Source organism: Mycobacterium sp. (assembly GCF_050701675.1).
Classification (GTDB): domain Bacteria; phylum Actinomycetota; class Actinomycetes; order Mycobacteriales; family Mycobacteriaceae; genus Mycobacterium.
In genome coordinates this window covers 1-14,593 of the sequence record NZ_JBOGDD010001094.1, presented here as the reverse complement: position 1 = coordinate 14,593, position 14,593 = coordinate 1, and the positions used below count along the sequence as shown (strand labels likewise).

Here is a 14,593-nt window from a genome sequence, read left to right as displayed (position 1 = left end):
CGGGATCGCAGCACAGCTTGATCAATCACGCCTCAAATCATTCCCCGCAGCACCATAGTCCCGGAACGGGCTATCGACGGTGATCAACGGAGTTTGCGTTTGATTCGGGGGTAAGATCTGCCAGTGTGCCGTTGAATCAGCGACTAGTACTGGATTCGACCGATGATGCGATACTGGCACATCTACAGTCCGATGGGCGGATCAGTATCGCCGACCTGGGGAGGGCGGTCTCAATGTCGCCGTCATCGGTGGCCGAACGCATACGCCGCCTGTCTGACGCAGGCGTCGTCGAGGGCTATACGGCTGTCCTCGACCCCACCGCCATGGGCTATCCACTGAGCGCCTTCATCCGACTGCAGCTATCCGTCGGGACGGGAAATCCGTTCTACGAACTGCTAGAGAACATGCCTCAGGTCCTCGAAGCCCACCACCTGACTGGCGATGATTGTTTTCTGCTCAAGGTCGTGGCTCGATCCATGTCCGACCTCGAAACTCTTGCTGCGAAGCTGGTGATGTTCGGACATGTAACCACCAACGTTGTCTTCAGCAGCCCGGTCACGCGGGGCACGCTACGGGTGAGCGTCGAAGACGATCTCCACTAAATACGCTGGGCGCCAACTGAGTTCAGCGCGGTGTCGGCGTCCCGCTCGATGACGGTTCAACGGTCAGCGGCAGCGCGGGGTCAGCGCTCCACTCTTCGAGGGACCCGTCGTAGACCCGCGCGTGCTGGATTCCGATCGAGGAGAGGGCGAGGGCGTTCGCCGTGGCCGAGATGCCGCCTCCGCAGTAGAGCAACAGTTCACCGTCGAGGTCTGCTCCCGCGTCACGGTAACGCGCCGCGACCTCGGCCTCGGAGCCGATGAAGCCCTCGTCGTCGAAGAGTGCGCGGGCGGGAACGTTGACGCTGCCAGGGATGTGGCCGCGGCGCGAGTAGCGAGTCGGCTCTGACCCACTGAACGAGGCGGGTGACAGACCGCAGACGAGATTGCCTGTGGCCGATTGGATGTGGAGAAGCTCGTCCTTGTCGATCCAGGCATCGTGGGTGGTCTGAGCCGTCCACCGCGGCACGGGCGCCGGCTCGGCTCGGGGTCCACGTTCGACGGGCAGTCCGGATTCTTGCCAGCCGGACAGCCCGCCGTCGAGCACCGTCACCGGTACGCCGATCCAGCGCAGCAGGAACCAGACTCGGGCCGCCCACAGCCCACCGGTGCTGTCATAGACCACGACCTGCGTCCGTGCGCCGATGCCGAGCCGGGCGAGCGTGTCGGCGAGTGCCTGCGGTGGCGGGTGCCGGTCGTGGGTGGCGTCGGGTATCGAGAGTTCGGTGTCCACCTCGACGTGTAACGATCCCGGGATGTGCGCCTCGGCCCAGAGCGGGGCACCACTCTCGGCGTGGAAGTCGCCGTCGAAGCGAGGCTTGTGCAGCACGAGCGTGGCATCGAGGATGACGGGTGGTGTTGCGCCGGTGCGCATCCGGTCCAGCACCTCGGCCGAGACGAGTGGATTCCGGCTCATGTCGCGGTGCCCGCTCCAGCCGCCGAGGCGTCCAGAACCGCCTCTTGCCACCGTTCGGGCGTGGAGAGGATGCCGTGCTCGGCGAGCCAGTGTGCGTAGGGCTCGACGAGCTCACGGCGGATGGTTCCCCACTGCCCGTCGTGGAACCACGTGCCGGAGATCGCCTCGAGCGATCTGGTGATGACATGGTCGGTGAAGTACGGCGTCACGCCGCGCAGCACCTCGACCGTTTCGGCGGGATGCTCTGCTGCGTAACGGAACCCGCGGTCGGTCGCGTCGTGAAACGCATCCAACAGATTCGGTTGCGCCGCGGCGAAGTCGGCGCGCGCACCCAACAGGTAGCTGTGGTAGCCGAAGGGCAGCTCGTCGTCGACGCGCCATACCCGCTCGGGTCGGTCCGGATGCTCGCTGAGCAGGATGTCCCACGCCCAGTACGACCCGAACGTGGCGTCTGCCGCACCCGCCGCGAGGTCATCACTCGTCAGCTCTCGGGCGCCGACGTCCACCAGGACGACGTCGTCGGGTTGGCCTCCAGCGCGGCGCACCAGATCGCGCACCATCGCCAATCCGCGGGGCGTGGGATTGAGGGCCAGCCGCCGCCCGGCCAGTTCGGCGAGCGTGCCGATCCCGCTGCTCTCCAAGGTGCGGATCGTCTCGAGCCCGCGCTGGTTGATCGCCCTCAGCGCCCGCAACTGCTGGCCACCGTCGACGCGGACCAGCAGCCGGTTGGTGGGAAATACTGCGAGGTCGACGAGTTGGCGCTCGAGGTGTTCGAGTCCGTCGCCGATGCCGGGGTCGACGGTGCGGATCTGCAGCTCGATACCGGCGTCGGCGTACCAGCCGTGGTGGCGGGCGACGTAGAAGTCTGCGGAGTTGGGCCAGGGATGGAAGTACTCGAGGGCAAGTGATAGCCGGGTGGTCATGGCATCCTCTCCGCCGCCGTCAGCGTGAATCCGTCCGCGACGGGCTGGGCGATCAGGTCGGCGTTGCGCCGCGGGTCGTATCGGGCGATGAAGTCGTCTTCCTGGGCCGCCCACCGATCCCAGTGCGGCAGATAGGTTTCGCCGTCACGCAGTAGTGCCCGCCGCTTGCGGTCCGCGTCGTCGGCGTCGACCCAGATGGCCAGGTCGGCGAGCGACCGGTTGTGCGGGGTGAGTGCGCCCACCCCCTCGACGACGAGCCGCCGCCCCGGCTCGACGGTGTGCCAGGCGCCGGGGCGTTGCCCGTCCCAGTCCCAAGCGCGCCAGCGTCCGGCGCGACCTTCGGACCGAGGTCGCAGCAACGAGGACTGGATGTGTTCGACCGCCCACGCGAGGCCGTCCCACCCTGGATAGACGTCATCAAGGCGGACCAGCACGCTGTCGGACCATTCCAGGCAGAGCTGCGTGGCCAGCGTCGACTTCCCCGATCCGGAGCGCCCGTCGATCAGCACGGTCGTCGCGGCGGACGCATGCAGGCGGCGCAGGGCCTCATCGAGTGCCAATGAAGTTCCAAGCTCCCGTGGCGACGGAGACCGAGATCGCCGTGGCCGCAATGACGACGCCAGCACCGATGAGCGCGATCTCGCGTCCGCCGAAGTCCGACGATCTGGCCCAGGTCCGCGTCGGGTACGCGCCGAACCCGCGCGCTTCCATCGCGGTGGCGAGCTTGGACCCGCGGCGTACGGCGAACACCAGCAGAGCGAATGCCTGCCCGGCCGCGCGGCGCAGCCGCGCGTGGTCGGCTACGCCCCGCGCGCGGCGTGCGTAACCCAGGTATTGCCAGTCCTGGCCGAGCAATCCGACGAGACGCAGGCCTGCCAGTGCGCCGAGCACGAATCGGGCGGGGAGCTTGAGAACCTGTCCGAGCCCGTCGGCGAGTTCGGTCGGTTCCACGTCGACGAACAGGAAGACCGACGGAAGCGCGATGGCCAGTACCCGTACGAAGGTCGCCAGCGACAGCGTGATGGATCCATCGCTGACATTCACGAGCAGGAAGTGCCAGTGCACCACGCCGCTTGGCTGACCGTAGAGCAGGATCGTGAGTGCGGTGAGGCCAGCGCCGGTGACGATCACCGCACTGCGAATGAGGAAGGGCCGCAACCGAACCCCGAGAATGAAGATCAGGACGATCTCGAGGACGAGAGCGGTCGACGCAGAGACCCAGTCCACGCTGAGCACCAGGGCCAGGGCGATCACCAGCGCGGTCATCAGCTTCGCGACGGGATTCACGGGTCGCACCGCAGCGGGTGCAGTTGCGGTGTCGGTCGTCATCGCACACCGTCCGCAGCCGCAGGTTCCCACGAGGGCAGGGTGATTTCGTCGTCGGACAGCGCGGCGGCGAAGTCCAGATCGTGGGTGATGGCCACGATCGCGGTACCACCATCGGCGATTTCGGCGAGCAGCCGGATCAGCTCCTCCCAGGTGCGGCGATCCTGTCCGAACGTCGGCTCGTCCAGGACGATCAGATTGGGTCTCGTCGCGAGCACTGTCGCGACCGAGAGTCGTCGCTTCTCTCCACCGGAGAGGGTGTAGGGGTTCGCTTCCGCGAGATGGCTCAGACGAAGCCGTTCGAGCAATTCGTCGGCGAGTGCGGAGGTCTCCTCACGACCGCGCTTGAGAACCCGCGGCCCGAGCTCGAGTTCTTCGCGGACCGTGCCCTTGAGAAACTGGTGCTCGGGATCCTGGAAGACGCTGCCGATACGATTCAGCAACTCCTTGGACCGCCAGCGGATGGGTTCGCGGCGTTTCGGTGACGGGGCGAAGTCGGCAGCGGCGTCGACTCGTCCTCGCGCCGGGGGGAGTAATCCACCGAGGGTGAGTGCGAGCGTCGACTTCCCGGCTCCGTTCGGCCCTGTCACGACTGTGACACGGCCCCTGGCGATTTCGAAGTTCAACCCGGAATGGATGTGTGGGCCGGAGCCGTAGCCGAGCGACAGATCGGTCGCGGACAGGAGGGCCGCGGTGCGCGTCGACCGGTGGCGGTCGACCTCGGGTGCCGGCGTCCCAGGAACCCAGACGCCGGATTCCAGAAGATAGTCGTGTTCGCGCCGGATGACGTTCTCAGGGGTGCCGTCGGCGATGACCTCGCCCTCGGAGCCGAGGACGACGACGCGGTCGACCACTGGTAGCCAGACCTCGGTGCGGTGTTCGATGACGACCACCGTGGCCCCGGTTCGTGCGGCGGTGGCGGCGATCGCATCGCGCACCTCGATGACACCGACTGGATCGAGGTTGGCGGTCGGCTCGTCGAGCAGGATCAGGCCGGGGTTCATGGCGATGACGCCTGCCAATGCCAACCGTTGCTTCTGGCCGCCCGAGAGTTCCGAGGTGTCGTGATCCAGCGGTACCTGCAGACCGACGGCGCGCAGTGCCTCTGTGACGCGTGGCCAGATCTGTTCGCGCGGGACGTTGAAGTTCTCCATCCCGAAGGCCACGTCGTCGCCGACGCGCGTGAGAATCACCTGCGAATCGGGGTCCTGCAGCACCATGCCGATGCGCGACCGTCGGTGGTTCGGAGGCGCACCGTCGACCCGTAGTCGTCCTGTCTCCAGGCCGTCCTCCGCACCGCCGAGGAGTCCGGCGAAACCGTGCAGCAGAGTCGACTTGCCCGCTCCCGACGGACCGAGAAGCAGAACGCGCTCACCGGGCGAAATCGACAAGTCGAGGTTGCGCACCGCCCAGTCTGGGCGCCCCGCATGACGCCAGCCCCAGCCCGCCGCCGTAATGGCAGCCCCGCCGACGGCGTCCGGCGGTGAACTCATTGGGCGCCGCGGCTGCGCAGTCCCACCCTGCCGGACTCGAATCGGCTCAGCGCACCGGTCTTCGCCAGCCCCCTGACCACGTACCACGACAGCAGCCCGGCGATCAGGACACCGGAGATGATCGCGGCGACCGTGTAGATGGTGGCGAACGCGCCCGCCGATCCCGGGTACCAGAGGATGAGATCGTTGATCGCCAGTGCGAGACCGGCGGCGGCCCCTGCCAGCAGAGCGACGGGCAGATTCCACCTGCGGTACAGGAACACGGCGAAGACGAGCTCGGCGCCGAGGCCCTGCACTAGGCCGGATTCGAGGGTGAGGACACCCCATTGATTGCCGACCAGGGCGGACACAGTGGCGGCGACGAGTTCTCCGTACAACGCCGCACCCGGTTTGCGGATGACGAGGGCGGTCAGCACGCCCGCGAAGAGCCAGCCGCCCCCGGCCAGAGCCTGCAGGCCGGGGAGCAACGCACTGAGCGGTGCACTGATGGGATTGGACGCGATGTTCCACAGCACGAACACGAGGCCTGCGGCCACTGCGAGCACGCTGGCGACGACGATGTCGACGACCCGCCAGCGGAAGACGGAGCCGATGTTGACGCGCTCCGGTGAGTCAGGGGTCGTTTCAGACTGTGGACGACTCATGGGGACTCCTTCGTGGCGATTCGCTGAGGCGGTCAGTATGGAGCCATTGACGCTGATCAGTCCCCGTTCGCCTCACTATGAGTATTTTATGTATACATCCATGGCCAAAATGTATTCTTGCTAGGGCGATAGGCGAGGAGAGCGAGTGCATCGAATGCCCTTTCACACCGTCCTGCGCGCGGATCTGCTGGCGGGTCGATTCTCTCCCGAGGAACCGCTGAGTGAAAGCACACTCACCACGGCATATGGAGTGTCCAGGACACCCGTCCGCGAGGCGCTGAACCGACTCGAGCAGGAGGGCTTGATCACCAGGGCGGCGCGCGGATACCGCATCCGGTCGGGGGCGCCCGACGACGTCATCGAAATCTATGACGTGCGGATCGTCCTCGAGCAGGCCGCAGCGCAAGCGGCATCGACCCGCCGGACGGATCTGCAACTCGCGCATCTGACGCAACTGCATCGCCAGGCCTGCGCAGAGGAAGATCCCGCGGTCGCACGGCAACTCAATTCGCAGTGGCACGAGGTGCTTTGGGTCGCCTCCCACAATTCCACCCTGCGCGAGACGCTCGCCAACCTGGTTGCCCGCCTACGCATCTATGATCGCGACGCCCAATACCACGACGATCTGGTGGTGGTCGCCGACGAACACCGCGCCATCCTCGACGCGATCGAGTCGGGCGACGGTGCCACCGCAGGCAAGGCCGTCGCCGAGCACCTACAGCGCACCAAGCAGCAGCGACTCGACGCGTTCGCACGATCGTCGGCCGAGACGTTTCGGACCGCGGACTCGTTCTGACGTGCAGCAGCCCGCTACTCGGAGTCGTCGTTGAGCTGATCGATCTTCATGACGCCATCGACACTGGCCAGCACCCTAGTGGCGTCGACGATTCGTGCTCCCGACAGCGTCATCATGACGCCCACCTGGCCGTGCACCGCGGGACTCAGCGAGTCGCCGGTGAAGGGAGCTCCCGGCAGGTCGGCCGACAACGCCGTCAGTTGCCAATCGTGCAGGGCGCACGTCTGTAAGAGCTGTCGCAGCACTCCGCGTCCATCTTGATAGATGACGTGTACGCGCATCGCACCTCGAAACCGTGCGGTCAATCGTCGCGCGAGCGGCGCGAACCCCAGAACGATGATGAAGTGCATGGCGGTGACGACGGCGGCCAGCAAGAACAGCCCCGCGCCGCTAGCCATCCCGATGGCTGCGGATTCCCAGATCGCCGCCGCCGTCGTCAGTCCCTGAACGGCTCCGCGGCGGGTGATGATGAGCCCCGCACCCAGAAAGCCGATGCCGGAGACGATCTGGGCGGCCACCCTGGACGGATCCAAGACGACCGCACCGGCAAAGAGCGTGTCGGAGAAGCCGTACTTGCTGACGAGCATGATCAACGCCGCTGAGGTTCCCACGATGCTCTGGGTGCGTAGACCGGCGCTCTTGCCCTGAATCTCGCGTTCCAGTCCGATGAGGGCAGTGAGTCCGAATGCGGCGAATAGCTCGATGATCTGACGGCCACCTTGACCCGCACCGCCAAAGAAGCCAGTTGCCAATGTGATCCCCATGCATCGACGCTACCGCGCGCAGGGGAAGCGCTGAACGGGGATCGGCGAGAATCGGTGGTTAGAGGGCGCCTGCTCCCGCTTCGGCGACGGTCTGGTCTTGCTCGGCGTCGCCACCGCTGACTCCGACGCCACCGACGATCGTGCCGTTGCGTTGCAACGGGATACCTCCGGCGAGGATCATGACGCGACCACCGTTGCTCGCGTGTATGCCGTAGAACGGTCCACCCGGCTGGCTGTTCTCGGCGAGCTCCTTGGTCTCGATGTCAAAGGAGCGCGCCGTCCACGCCTTGTTGATGCTGATGTCCACGCTGCCGCGCCAGGCCCCGTCCATCCGCACGTGGGCGACGAGGTTGCCGCCGTCGTCGACGACGGCGATGTTCTGTGGCTGCCCGAGTTCGTTGGCGCGCTTCTCTGCCGCAGCGATGACCGTTCGAGCGTCGGCAAGTGTGATCGTGTTGGACATGCGTTCTCCTTCAACGGGACTGAGGTTTTGGGCGGATCAGCTTCGTCGCGCCGCAATCACGGGAGCTCGCATTGACTCACCTTTCGACGTGCCACTGAATAGTGTTGCGGCCCATTGCTCGACGGCGTCGAGAATCGTTCATGGTGCAGAACCCAATCTGGCGGACACTCCGCCGGCCTGCCGTGGGTAGTTTGCCCACTGTTCCGCGCGCTCAAACGGTACGACGTCGAGAATTTCATTTGGGTGTCAGGGCTGATGCCTTCGGGGCGCGGGCCGGGAACAACCGCTACGCGGGCAGAAACAATCTGCGCGACTCCAAGGATGGTATGTGCCGCGGTTGTCGGCATCATCGATGTCATGACCGTCACCGATGCCGCTCCATCCGCGCCGGGCGCCACCCAGGACACGCCAGGCCCAGAATCAATCGTCGTCAGCGGGACCAGTCCGCTGGCCGACGGCTTTCACAGTCGCTTCTTCACCGACGACGACTACCGACGTTTCCACGCTCGGGCCGCTCGGTACGATGCCGAAAATTCCTTCTTCACAGAGGATTTCGCCGAGCTCGTCGAAGCAGGTTATCTGAAGGCGCCCCTGCCGCAACGGCTCGGCGGGGCGGGGCTGACCCTGACCGAACTCGCCCTCGAACAGCGCCACCTCGCGTACTGGGCACCGGCGACCGCGCTGGCGATCAACATGCATCTGTATTGGGCCGGGTCGGCTGCCGAAGCGTCCGCGCGGGCCATCGCAGACCTCGAGTGGCTGCTGCGGGATATCGCCGCTGGACAGGTCTTCGCGGCTGGGCACGGCGAGCGTGGCAACGACGTCGGACTCGATGATGCACAGGTGCGAGCGGTGCCCCAGCCGGACGGTTCCTACCGGATCACCGGACGCAAGGTGTTCACCTCGCTATCGCCGGTGTGGAACCAGATCGGAATCCACGCTCGTGACGATTCGGACCCCGACAATCCGGTCATCGTGCACACCTTCGTCCGGCGCGATGCGCCCGGTGTGCGCGTCGAAGAGACATGGGACGCGTTGGGGGTACGGGCAACGGCGAGCCACGACACCGTCTTCGAGGACGCGCTCGCCGAACCGCACAAGACGGTCGCCCGCCACCCCGTCGGGCCGGTATATCCCGATTACATCGGCGTACTGCTGTCGTGGTATCTGCCGCTGTTGTCCAGCGTGTACTTCGGCATTGCCCGCCGCGCCCTTGACCTGGCGATAATTGGCGCCCAGACCCGAACCACGCTGCGGCAGGACATCACTCGGCACGCACAGAAACCTGCCGTGCAACGCCAGGTGGCGCAAGCAGAGATCAAGCTCGAAGCGGTGTCCGCGTTCGTGGAGTCCGTGACCCACCCAGGGCCGGGGATCTGGGCAGGGTTGCGCGGGCTGGCCGTCAAGGAGTTCGCCACCACCACGGCACGTGAGGTCGTCGACATCGCCGTACAGGTGGTGGGTGCGTCGTCGGTGTCCAAACGACACGAGCTCGAACGGCTCTACCGCGACGTGCGCACCGGATCGTTGCATCCACCCAACACCGACGCGGTCCTTGAAGCCATTGGCGCCGTCGCCTTGGGGGCAGTGTGAGCGCGGCACAACAGCGTGACTGGAAGAGCTGGCACCAGGGGTACGCCGATTCCGATTCCGACCTGTCGCGCCGGCTCGTCCACGTCCAGCGTCGTCTCACCGACGCCTTGTTCGTGGCGCCACCGGGACCGATTCGGCTGATCAGCCTGTGCGCCGGTGAGGGGCGGGACGTACTGGGCGTGCTGCCGAACCATCCGCGCCGCGACGACGTAACCGCTCGACTGGTGGAGCTCGACCGCGATATCGCGGCGTCAGCCAGATCGACCGCCGAAGCGCTGGGATTGGATCGCGTGGAGGTCGTCGCCGGCAACGCCGGGCTCTCCTCTGTCTACGCCGGTCTGGCCCCGGCCGACGTGGTGCTCGCCTGCGGCATCTTCGGAAACGTCAGCGAGGGGGACATCCGAGCCACCATTCGCGGCCTACCTCAGCTGTGCAGGCCCGGAGCGACGGTGTTGTGGACCCGTCATCGGGGCGCACCCGACCTGACACCCCAGATCCGTTCGTGGTTTGGCGAGGCGGAGTTCGACGAAGTCGGTTTCGACTACGAGGACGGTCGGCGCTTCAGCGTGGGAACGCAGGTGTTCCGTGGCGTGACACCGGCTTTCGACCCCACTGTCAGATTCTTCGAGTTCGAGCCGCGAGCCGACGCCACGTGATAGCACGTCACTGACCCGCTAGCCCGTGGCGCTGCTCTCGGGGTGAACCCGCTCGCGTCGCGTCAGCGGCTCACGAAGCCCGAGGTTGCCACGCAGCGTCGTCGAGGTGTACTCGGTCCGGTAGACGCCGCGCTCCTGAAGTTCGGGCACCAGCCAGTCGACGATCTCGTCGAGTCCGCCAGGGACGATGTAGGGCGAGATGTTGAAGCCGTCGGTCGCGCCTGCGCGTACCCAGCGGGCGAGCTCGTCGGCGACCTGGCCCGGCGTACCAACGAATCCCGAACGCGCGGACGTCTCGATGGCCACTTCCCGCAGCGACAGGTTCTTGGCCTCCGCCAGCGCGCGCCACTCCTTGGCGATGGCGACCGGGTCCTTGCCGTCCCTTGCCGCACCGCGGGTCACCGAAATGGGAGCGGGTATCGGATCGTCCTCTGGGAGTGGACCGTCCGGGTCGAGGTCGGAAAGATCACGCCCCCAAACCAATCCGACGAGCGACAACGCGGTCTGTCCGGTGTACTGACCGTCGAGCACCCAGCGTCTCTTCTCCTCTACCTCCGACGCCTGCTCGGCCAGCACGATCTGGGTGCCTGGCAGGATCTTGATGTCGTCTGCGGGTCGGCCCGCGGCACGTAGGCGCGCACGGATGTCGTTGGCGAATGCGAGCGCGTCGTCGAAGTGCGTGCCGTGCCGAGAGAAGATGACGTCGGCGTTGGCTGCGGCGAAGTCGCGACCCGTCGGCGAGTCGCCGGCTTGGAAGATGACCGGATGCCCCTGGGAGCTGCGCGGTAGGGTCGCGTCGAGCGAGATGTCGAACTGCGACGTCGAAAGATCAAGGTGCCGAACGGCATTCGACTCAACCCAGGCCGCACTGTCAGCTGACGTCGCAATGGCGTCGTCGGCCCACGAGTCCCAGATCGCGCGGGCCGCTTGGATGAACTGGCCCGCCCGCTCGTAGCGCAGCGCGTGATCGAGAAACCCGCCGCGTCGGAAGTTCTCCCCGGTCCAGGCGTTGTCGGTGGTGACGGCGTTCCACCCCGCCCTGCCGCCGGAGAGAATGTCCAGCCCCGCCAGGCGACGGGCCAGGTCTGCCGGCTCGTTGTAGGTGGTGTTCTGGGTGGCGACCAGACCGATGTGCTCGGTGATGCCCGCGAGCGCGCTCAGTTGCGCGATGGCATCGGGACGACCGGCGATGTCGAGATCGAGGATCTTGCCGTCCTGCTCCCGAAGTCGCAGTCCCTCACCGAGGAAGAAGGCATCGAACAGCCCGCGCTCGGCGGTCGTGACCATGCGGCGGAAGGTCTCGAAGTCGATCTGGGAGCCACTCGCGGGATCGGACCAGATCGTCGTGTGATTGACGCCTTGGAAGAAGACACCGAAGTGCACCTGCGCGTCGGGGCGGAGTGTTTCAGATGAGCTCATGTGGGGTTCACGCCTTCGAGTAGCGGTTGGCGGGCCTGGCGAGACCGAGGTTGCCCCGCAGCGTCGATCCGGGCACGGGTCGATGCGCCACGCCGGAGGTGAACAGCCGGGGCAGGACGTACCGGGCGAGAGCGGGCAGATCCTCGTCGATCACCGTGGGGAACAGGCGTACCCCGTCGGCGTGGCCGGCGAGATCGGTCAGCAGTTCCACCAATCCTGCTGCCGCACCGGTGTACTGAAGTCGCAAACTCACGCCGGCTGGCTGCTCTTGGTCGAGGGCGACGAGGCGGTCGGCGGCAGAGGAGTGCGGTGTGTCGAGCGTGACGTCGACCTCGACGAACGCCAGTCCTGCGCTGCGGATTGCGGCGCCGACCGCCGCGTCGTGATCCGTCTCGGTGACCAGGACGACGTCGACCCGTGCGCGATCGTCCTCGGTGCCGAAAACCACCAATTGTCCCTGCGGGGGTCTCGGCACGATGGCCGGTCCCTTCACCGAGAACGCCTCGCCCTCGAAGTCGACGTAGTGCAGTTTGTCCCGATCCAGGAAGCGGCCGCGGTCGAAGTCACGGATGACCGCATCGTCCTCCCACGAATCCCACAGGTTCCGCACCACGGTGATGGAATCCCGTTGTTCGCGGTCCAGATCGGCTCCCTCGGTGAGAACCGGTCTGCCCCACGCCCTGGCCGCCTCGGCGTCGGCGACGCGAGCAGCGATCCAGCCACCACGACCCCGAGACGAGTAGTCGAGCGTGGCGAGCTGCGACGACGTGTGGAACGGCTCGGCATACGTCGTCTCGACGACGGGGACGAGCCCGATCGTCGAGGTCGCCGCAGCCACGAACGAGGCCCGGTTGACCGCGTCGACGCGGGCCCTGATGCCGTCCTTCGGAGGCACGATCGAGTCCTGGAACGTCGCGAAGGTGAAGCCCGCGTTCTCGGCGGCTCGCACCTTCCGGATCAGCGTGGGACCGCTGAGCGACTCACTCGGCGGGTGGCCCGCCCGGCGCCATGCCTGCGGGTGCAGCCCTTCGCCGTCGAGCTCGATACCCAGCGCGAAACCGCTCATGATGCAACTTCTTTCGAAATCGATTGTGACCAGTCTTCGTGTCGATCTAGACGAACCGACCGTTGTGCCGTTTCATTCCCGCCGACGGATGTGCGCGAGACCGTTACGGTGGCAATTCGGCAAACCGCTCCGATCGGCCGGCCGTCAGACACGCAGCCCGGTTCCGTGCACACCGTGGCGGTCGATCTCGGCCAGCTCGCCCTCGGTCAAGGCCGGGAAGTCCAACGCCTTCAGGTTGTGATCCAGCTGCCAGGTCGAACTGGCGCCGATCAGCGCCGACGTGACGCCTGGCTGGCGTAGCACCCACTGCAGCGCGAGCTGGGCCAGTGACTGCCCGCGCCGCTTGGCGATCTCGTTGAGCGCTCCGGCCCGTTGCCGGTAGGTGTCGTCGATGACGTCGGGGGACAGGAAGGAACTGTTCTCGGCGCGCGCGCCGGCGGGGATGTCGGCGAGGTACTTGTCGGTCAGCAGGCCTTGGGCCAACGGGCTGTACACCACTAGCCCGAAGCCGTCGGCTGCGGCGACCTTGACCAGACCGGAGAGCTCGGGGCCGCGGTCGAAGATCGAGTAGCGCGGCTGGTGTACGAGCAGTGGAACCCCTTCCTGGCGTAGCAGAGTGGCCGCCTCGTGCGCGCGGTCCGGGGCGTAGTTGGAGATGCCGACGTAGAGCGCCTTGCCCTGTCGGACGGCGCTGACCAGCGCCCCGACCGTCTCCTCGAGCGGTACCGTCAGGTCGGGACGGTGGCTATAGAAGATGTCGACGTAGTCAGTGCCCAGATCACGAAGGCTGTGTTCCAACGAGGTCAGCAGCGACTTGCGGGAGCCGCCCCTGAGATACGGGCTCGGCCCGATCGCGCCACCCGCCTTGGTCGAGAGGATCAGTTCGTCGCGATGAGCGCCCAGATCACGGCGCAGCACCGCACCGAAGGTCTTCTCCGCCGCCCGGTGCGGCGGGCCGTAGCGGTTGGCGTTGTCGAAGTGCGTGACGCCAAGATCGAAGGCGTGCAACAGGATGTCACGCTGCGTCTGATGAGGATAGTCGGCGCCGAACTTCTGCCAGAGACCGAAGGAGAATACGGGGAGGTCCAGGCCGCTCTGCCCGGTGCGGCGGTACTCCAGGTGGTCATAGCGGCTCTCGGCGGCGCGGTAGGTGGTCTCGAACTGTCCGTATTCCGGCATTGATGAAATCCTTCGTACTTGAGTCGGGTGGTCAGAATAAGCCGGTTGTGCGTGGTTGCGCCTGGGCCGTGTCGGTCATCTCAATGACCCCTTCCGGTCGAACAGTCCCCGGCCAGGGGGTCTGGGATGGTGCGCCCCCACGAGGGTCGCGTTCACGAGTGGTGGTATCAGCCCGGCCAACACCACGCGGGTGTCCTCGATGCCCCCGCTGACGGTGAGATTCAGCCCGTCGAGTCGGTGGTCGAGAGCCCAGTCGAGGAGGTCGCGCGGCCGTGCGATGGCCGGCGCCGTATGCCTGCCCAGTAGTCGAACGTCACCTCTGGCGCGCCGTGCCGTGCCGAGGGCGTCCCGCAGCCGGACATCGGCACCTGCCACCTCGTGCTCTTCGACGAGGACGACGTCGGCGACGGCGGCCACCACGTCCCACCCCAGTACGTCCATGTCGGCCGCGACGAGCAGAGGTCGGCGATGCGGTGCCGAGGGTCCATCCAGTGGGCCGGTGACGCGGTAGAAGATCCCGTCGTGATCGATCGAGTGGATCAGGCGGTCCTCGACCACCACCGCGCCTGCCTGGTCGCCGACCAGCGCGTCGGAGGAGAAGCTGGACCACAATCCGGTGAGGACGTGTGCGTATTCGGCCCATCGGGCAGCTCGGTAGTCGGCGCGCGGATCGGGGGCCGTGAGGTCGCTGACCGCATCACCTCCACCGGGGCGCAGCACGACACCGGCTCGGCCAGCCGTCGCACGGTGCAGTGA

The 14,593-nt window shown here is 66.5% G+C and carries 15 protein-coding genes and 1 pseudogene; 4 read left to right on the top strand and 12 right to left on the bottom strand.

The genetic code is table 11. From position 1 onward, the window contains the following. The first annotated feature begins 125 nt into the window (after positions 1-125). Entirely contained in the window at positions 126-602 is a 477-nt protein-coding gene (locus ACRDUX_RS33655; RefSeq protein ID WP_526420666.1) for an Lrp/AsnC family transcriptional regulator, read from the top strand. 22 nt (positions 603-624) lie between these two features. Here the strand turns inward: ACRDUX_RS33655 and ACRDUX_RS33650 are convergent, their stop codons facing one another. The 6 genes from ACRDUX_RS33650 to ACRDUX_RS33625 are packed head-to-tail and all read right to left on the bottom strand — an operon-like array spanning position 625 to position 5,901. Continuing rightward, complete coding sequence (locus ACRDUX_RS33650) at positions 625-1,515, bottom strand: sulfurtransferase (RefSeq protein ID WP_526420664.1); 891 nt, start codon at positions 1,513-1,515, stop codon at positions 625-627. Then, complete coding sequence (locus ACRDUX_RS33645) at positions 1,512-2,438, bottom strand: ABC transporter substrate-binding protein (RefSeq protein ID WP_526420662.1); 927 nt, start codon at positions 2,436-2,438, stop codon at positions 1,512-1,514. Before ACRDUX_RS33645 ends, ACRDUX_RS33650 begins: the two co-directional genes overlap by 4 nt. Beyond that, a complete protein-coding gene (locus ACRDUX_RS33640) occupies positions 2,435-2,998 on the bottom strand; it encodes a uridine kinase family protein (RefSeq protein WP_526420660.1) in 564 nt (187 codons plus the stop codon). The genes ACRDUX_RS33645 and ACRDUX_RS33640 overlap by 4 nt, the downstream gene beginning before the upstream one ends. Beyond that, positions 2,985-3,767: an energy-coupling factor transporter transmembrane component T family protein gene (locus tag ACRDUX_RS33635; RefSeq protein WP_526420658.1), complete on the bottom strand. Its 783-nt coding sequence runs from the start codon at positions 3,765-3,767 to the stop codon at positions 2,985-2,987. The genes ACRDUX_RS33640 and ACRDUX_RS33635 overlap by 14 nt, the downstream gene beginning before the upstream one ends. Next, positions 3,764-5,257, bottom strand: a complete 1,494-nt coding sequence (locus ACRDUX_RS33630; RefSeq protein ID WP_526420656.1) for an ABC transporter ATP-binding protein — start codon at positions 5,255-5,257, stop codon at positions 3,764-3,766. Before ACRDUX_RS33630 ends, ACRDUX_RS33635 begins: the two co-directional genes overlap by 4 nt. Then, entirely contained in the window at positions 5,254-5,901 is a 648-nt protein-coding gene (locus tag ACRDUX_RS33625; RefSeq protein WP_526420654.1) for an ECF transporter S component, read from the bottom strand. The genes ACRDUX_RS33630 and ACRDUX_RS33625 overlap by 4 nt, the downstream gene beginning before the upstream one ends. A 154-nt stretch (positions 5,902-6,055) precedes the next feature. Here ACRDUX_RS33625 and ACRDUX_RS33620 point away from each other — a divergent pair, with 154 nt between their 5' ends. Further along, on the top strand, positions 6,056-6,697 hold the full coding sequence (locus ACRDUX_RS33620) for a GntR family transcriptional regulator (protein ID WP_526420652.1): 642 nt from the start codon (positions 6,056-6,058) through the stop codon (positions 6,695-6,697). 14 nt (positions 6,698-6,711) lie between these two features. Here ACRDUX_RS33620 and ACRDUX_RS33615 read toward each other — a convergent pair whose 3' ends face one another. Beyond that, positions 6,712-7,461, bottom strand: a complete 750-nt coding sequence (locus tag ACRDUX_RS33615) for an MgtC/SapB family protein (protein ID WP_526420650.1) — start codon at positions 7,459-7,461, stop codon at positions 6,712-6,714. Between the two features lie 58 nt (positions 7,462-7,519). After that, positions 7,520-7,924 (bottom strand): heme-binding protein, encoded by a 405-nt coding sequence (locus ACRDUX_RS33610; RefSeq protein ID WP_526420648.1) that lies wholly within the window; start codon positions 7,922-7,924, stop codon positions 7,520-7,522. 357 nt (positions 7,925-8,281) lie between these two features. On the opposite strand from ACRDUX_RS33610, the gene ACRDUX_RS33605 reads away from it, so the two are divergent. Continuing rightward, complete coding sequence (locus ACRDUX_RS33605; protein WP_526420646.1) at positions 8,282-9,517, top strand: acyl-CoA dehydrogenase family protein; 1,236 nt, start codon at positions 8,282-8,284, stop codon at positions 9,515-9,517. After that, complete coding sequence (locus ACRDUX_RS33600) at positions 9,514-10,173, top strand: class I SAM-dependent methyltransferase (protein ID WP_526420644.1); 660 nt, start codon at positions 9,514-9,516, stop codon at positions 10,171-10,173. The genes ACRDUX_RS33605 and ACRDUX_RS33600 overlap by 4 nt, the downstream gene beginning before the upstream one ends. An 18-nt stretch (positions 10,174-10,191) precedes the next feature. Here ACRDUX_RS33600 and ACRDUX_RS33595 read toward each other — a convergent pair whose 3' ends face one another. The 4 genes and pseudogenes from ACRDUX_RS33595 to ACRDUX_RS33580 form a co-directional block, all read right to left on the bottom strand. Further along, a complete protein-coding gene (locus tag ACRDUX_RS33595) occupies positions 10,192-11,592 on the bottom strand; it encodes an NtaA/DmoA family FMN-dependent monooxygenase (RefSeq protein WP_526420642.1) in 1,401 nt (466 codons plus the stop codon). 7 nt (positions 11,593-11,599) lie between these two features. Continuing rightward, positions 11,600-12,658 carry an LLM class flavin-dependent oxidoreductase gene (locus ACRDUX_RS33590; RefSeq protein ID WP_526420640.1) on the bottom strand — a complete coding sequence of 353 codons (1,059 nt, stop codon included), beginning with the start codon at positions 12,656-12,658 and terminating at the stop codon, positions 11,600-11,602. 144 nt (positions 12,659-12,802) lie between these two features. Then, entirely contained in the window at positions 12,803-13,837 is a 1,035-nt protein-coding gene (locus ACRDUX_RS33585) for an aldo/keto reductase (protein WP_526420638.1), read from the bottom strand. 75 nt (positions 13,838-13,912) lie between these two features. After that, positions 13,913-14,593: pseudogene (locus ACRDUX_RS33580) on the bottom strand (hypothetical protein); the annotation flags it as partial.

Coding starts and splice junctions, on each gene's coding strand:
- ACRDUX_RS33590 (WP_526420640.1), bottom strand. CDS start 12,658: ATGAGCGGTTTCGCGCTGGGTATCGAGCTCGACGGCGAAGGGCTGCAC.
- ACRDUX_RS33615 (WP_526420650.1), bottom strand. CDS start 7,461: ATGGGGATCACATTGGCAACTGGCTTCTTTGGCGGTGCGGGTCAAGGT.
- ACRDUX_RS33620 (WP_526420652.1), top strand. CDS start 6,056: ATGCCCTTTCACACCGTCCTGCGCGCGGATCTGCTGGCGGGTCGATTC.
- ACRDUX_RS33650 (WP_526420664.1), bottom strand. CDS start 1,515: ATGAGCCGGAATCCACTCGTCTCGGCCGAGGTGCTGGACCGGATGCGC.
- ACRDUX_RS33635 (WP_526420658.1), bottom strand. CDS start 3,767: ATGACGACCGACACCGCAACTGCACCCGCTGCGGTGCGACCCGTGAAT.
- ACRDUX_RS33645 (WP_526420662.1), bottom strand. CDS start 2,438: ATGACCACCCGGCTATCACTTGCCCTCGAGTACTTCCATCCCTGGCCC.
- ACRDUX_RS33605 (WP_526420646.1), top strand. CDS start 8,282: ATGACCGTCACCGATGCCGCTCCATCCGCGCCGGGCGCCACCCAGGAC.
- ACRDUX_RS33585 (WP_526420638.1), bottom strand. CDS start 13,837: ATGCCGGAATACGGACAGTTCGAGACCACCTACCGCGCCGCCGAGAGC.
- ACRDUX_RS33625 (WP_526420654.1), bottom strand. CDS start 5,901: ATGAGTCGTCCACAGTCTGAAACGACCCCTGACTCACCGGAGCGCGTC.
- ACRDUX_RS33595 (WP_526420642.1), bottom strand. CDS start 11,592: ATGAGCTCATCTGAAACACTCCGCCCCGACGCGCAGGTGCACTTCGGT.
- ACRDUX_RS33610 (WP_526420648.1), bottom strand. CDS start 7,924: ATGTCCAACACGATCACACTTGCCGACGCTCGAACGGTCATCGCTGCG.
- ACRDUX_RS33630 (WP_526420656.1), bottom strand. CDS start 5,257: ATGAGTTCACCGCCGGACGCCGTCGGCGGGGCTGCCATTACGGCGGCG.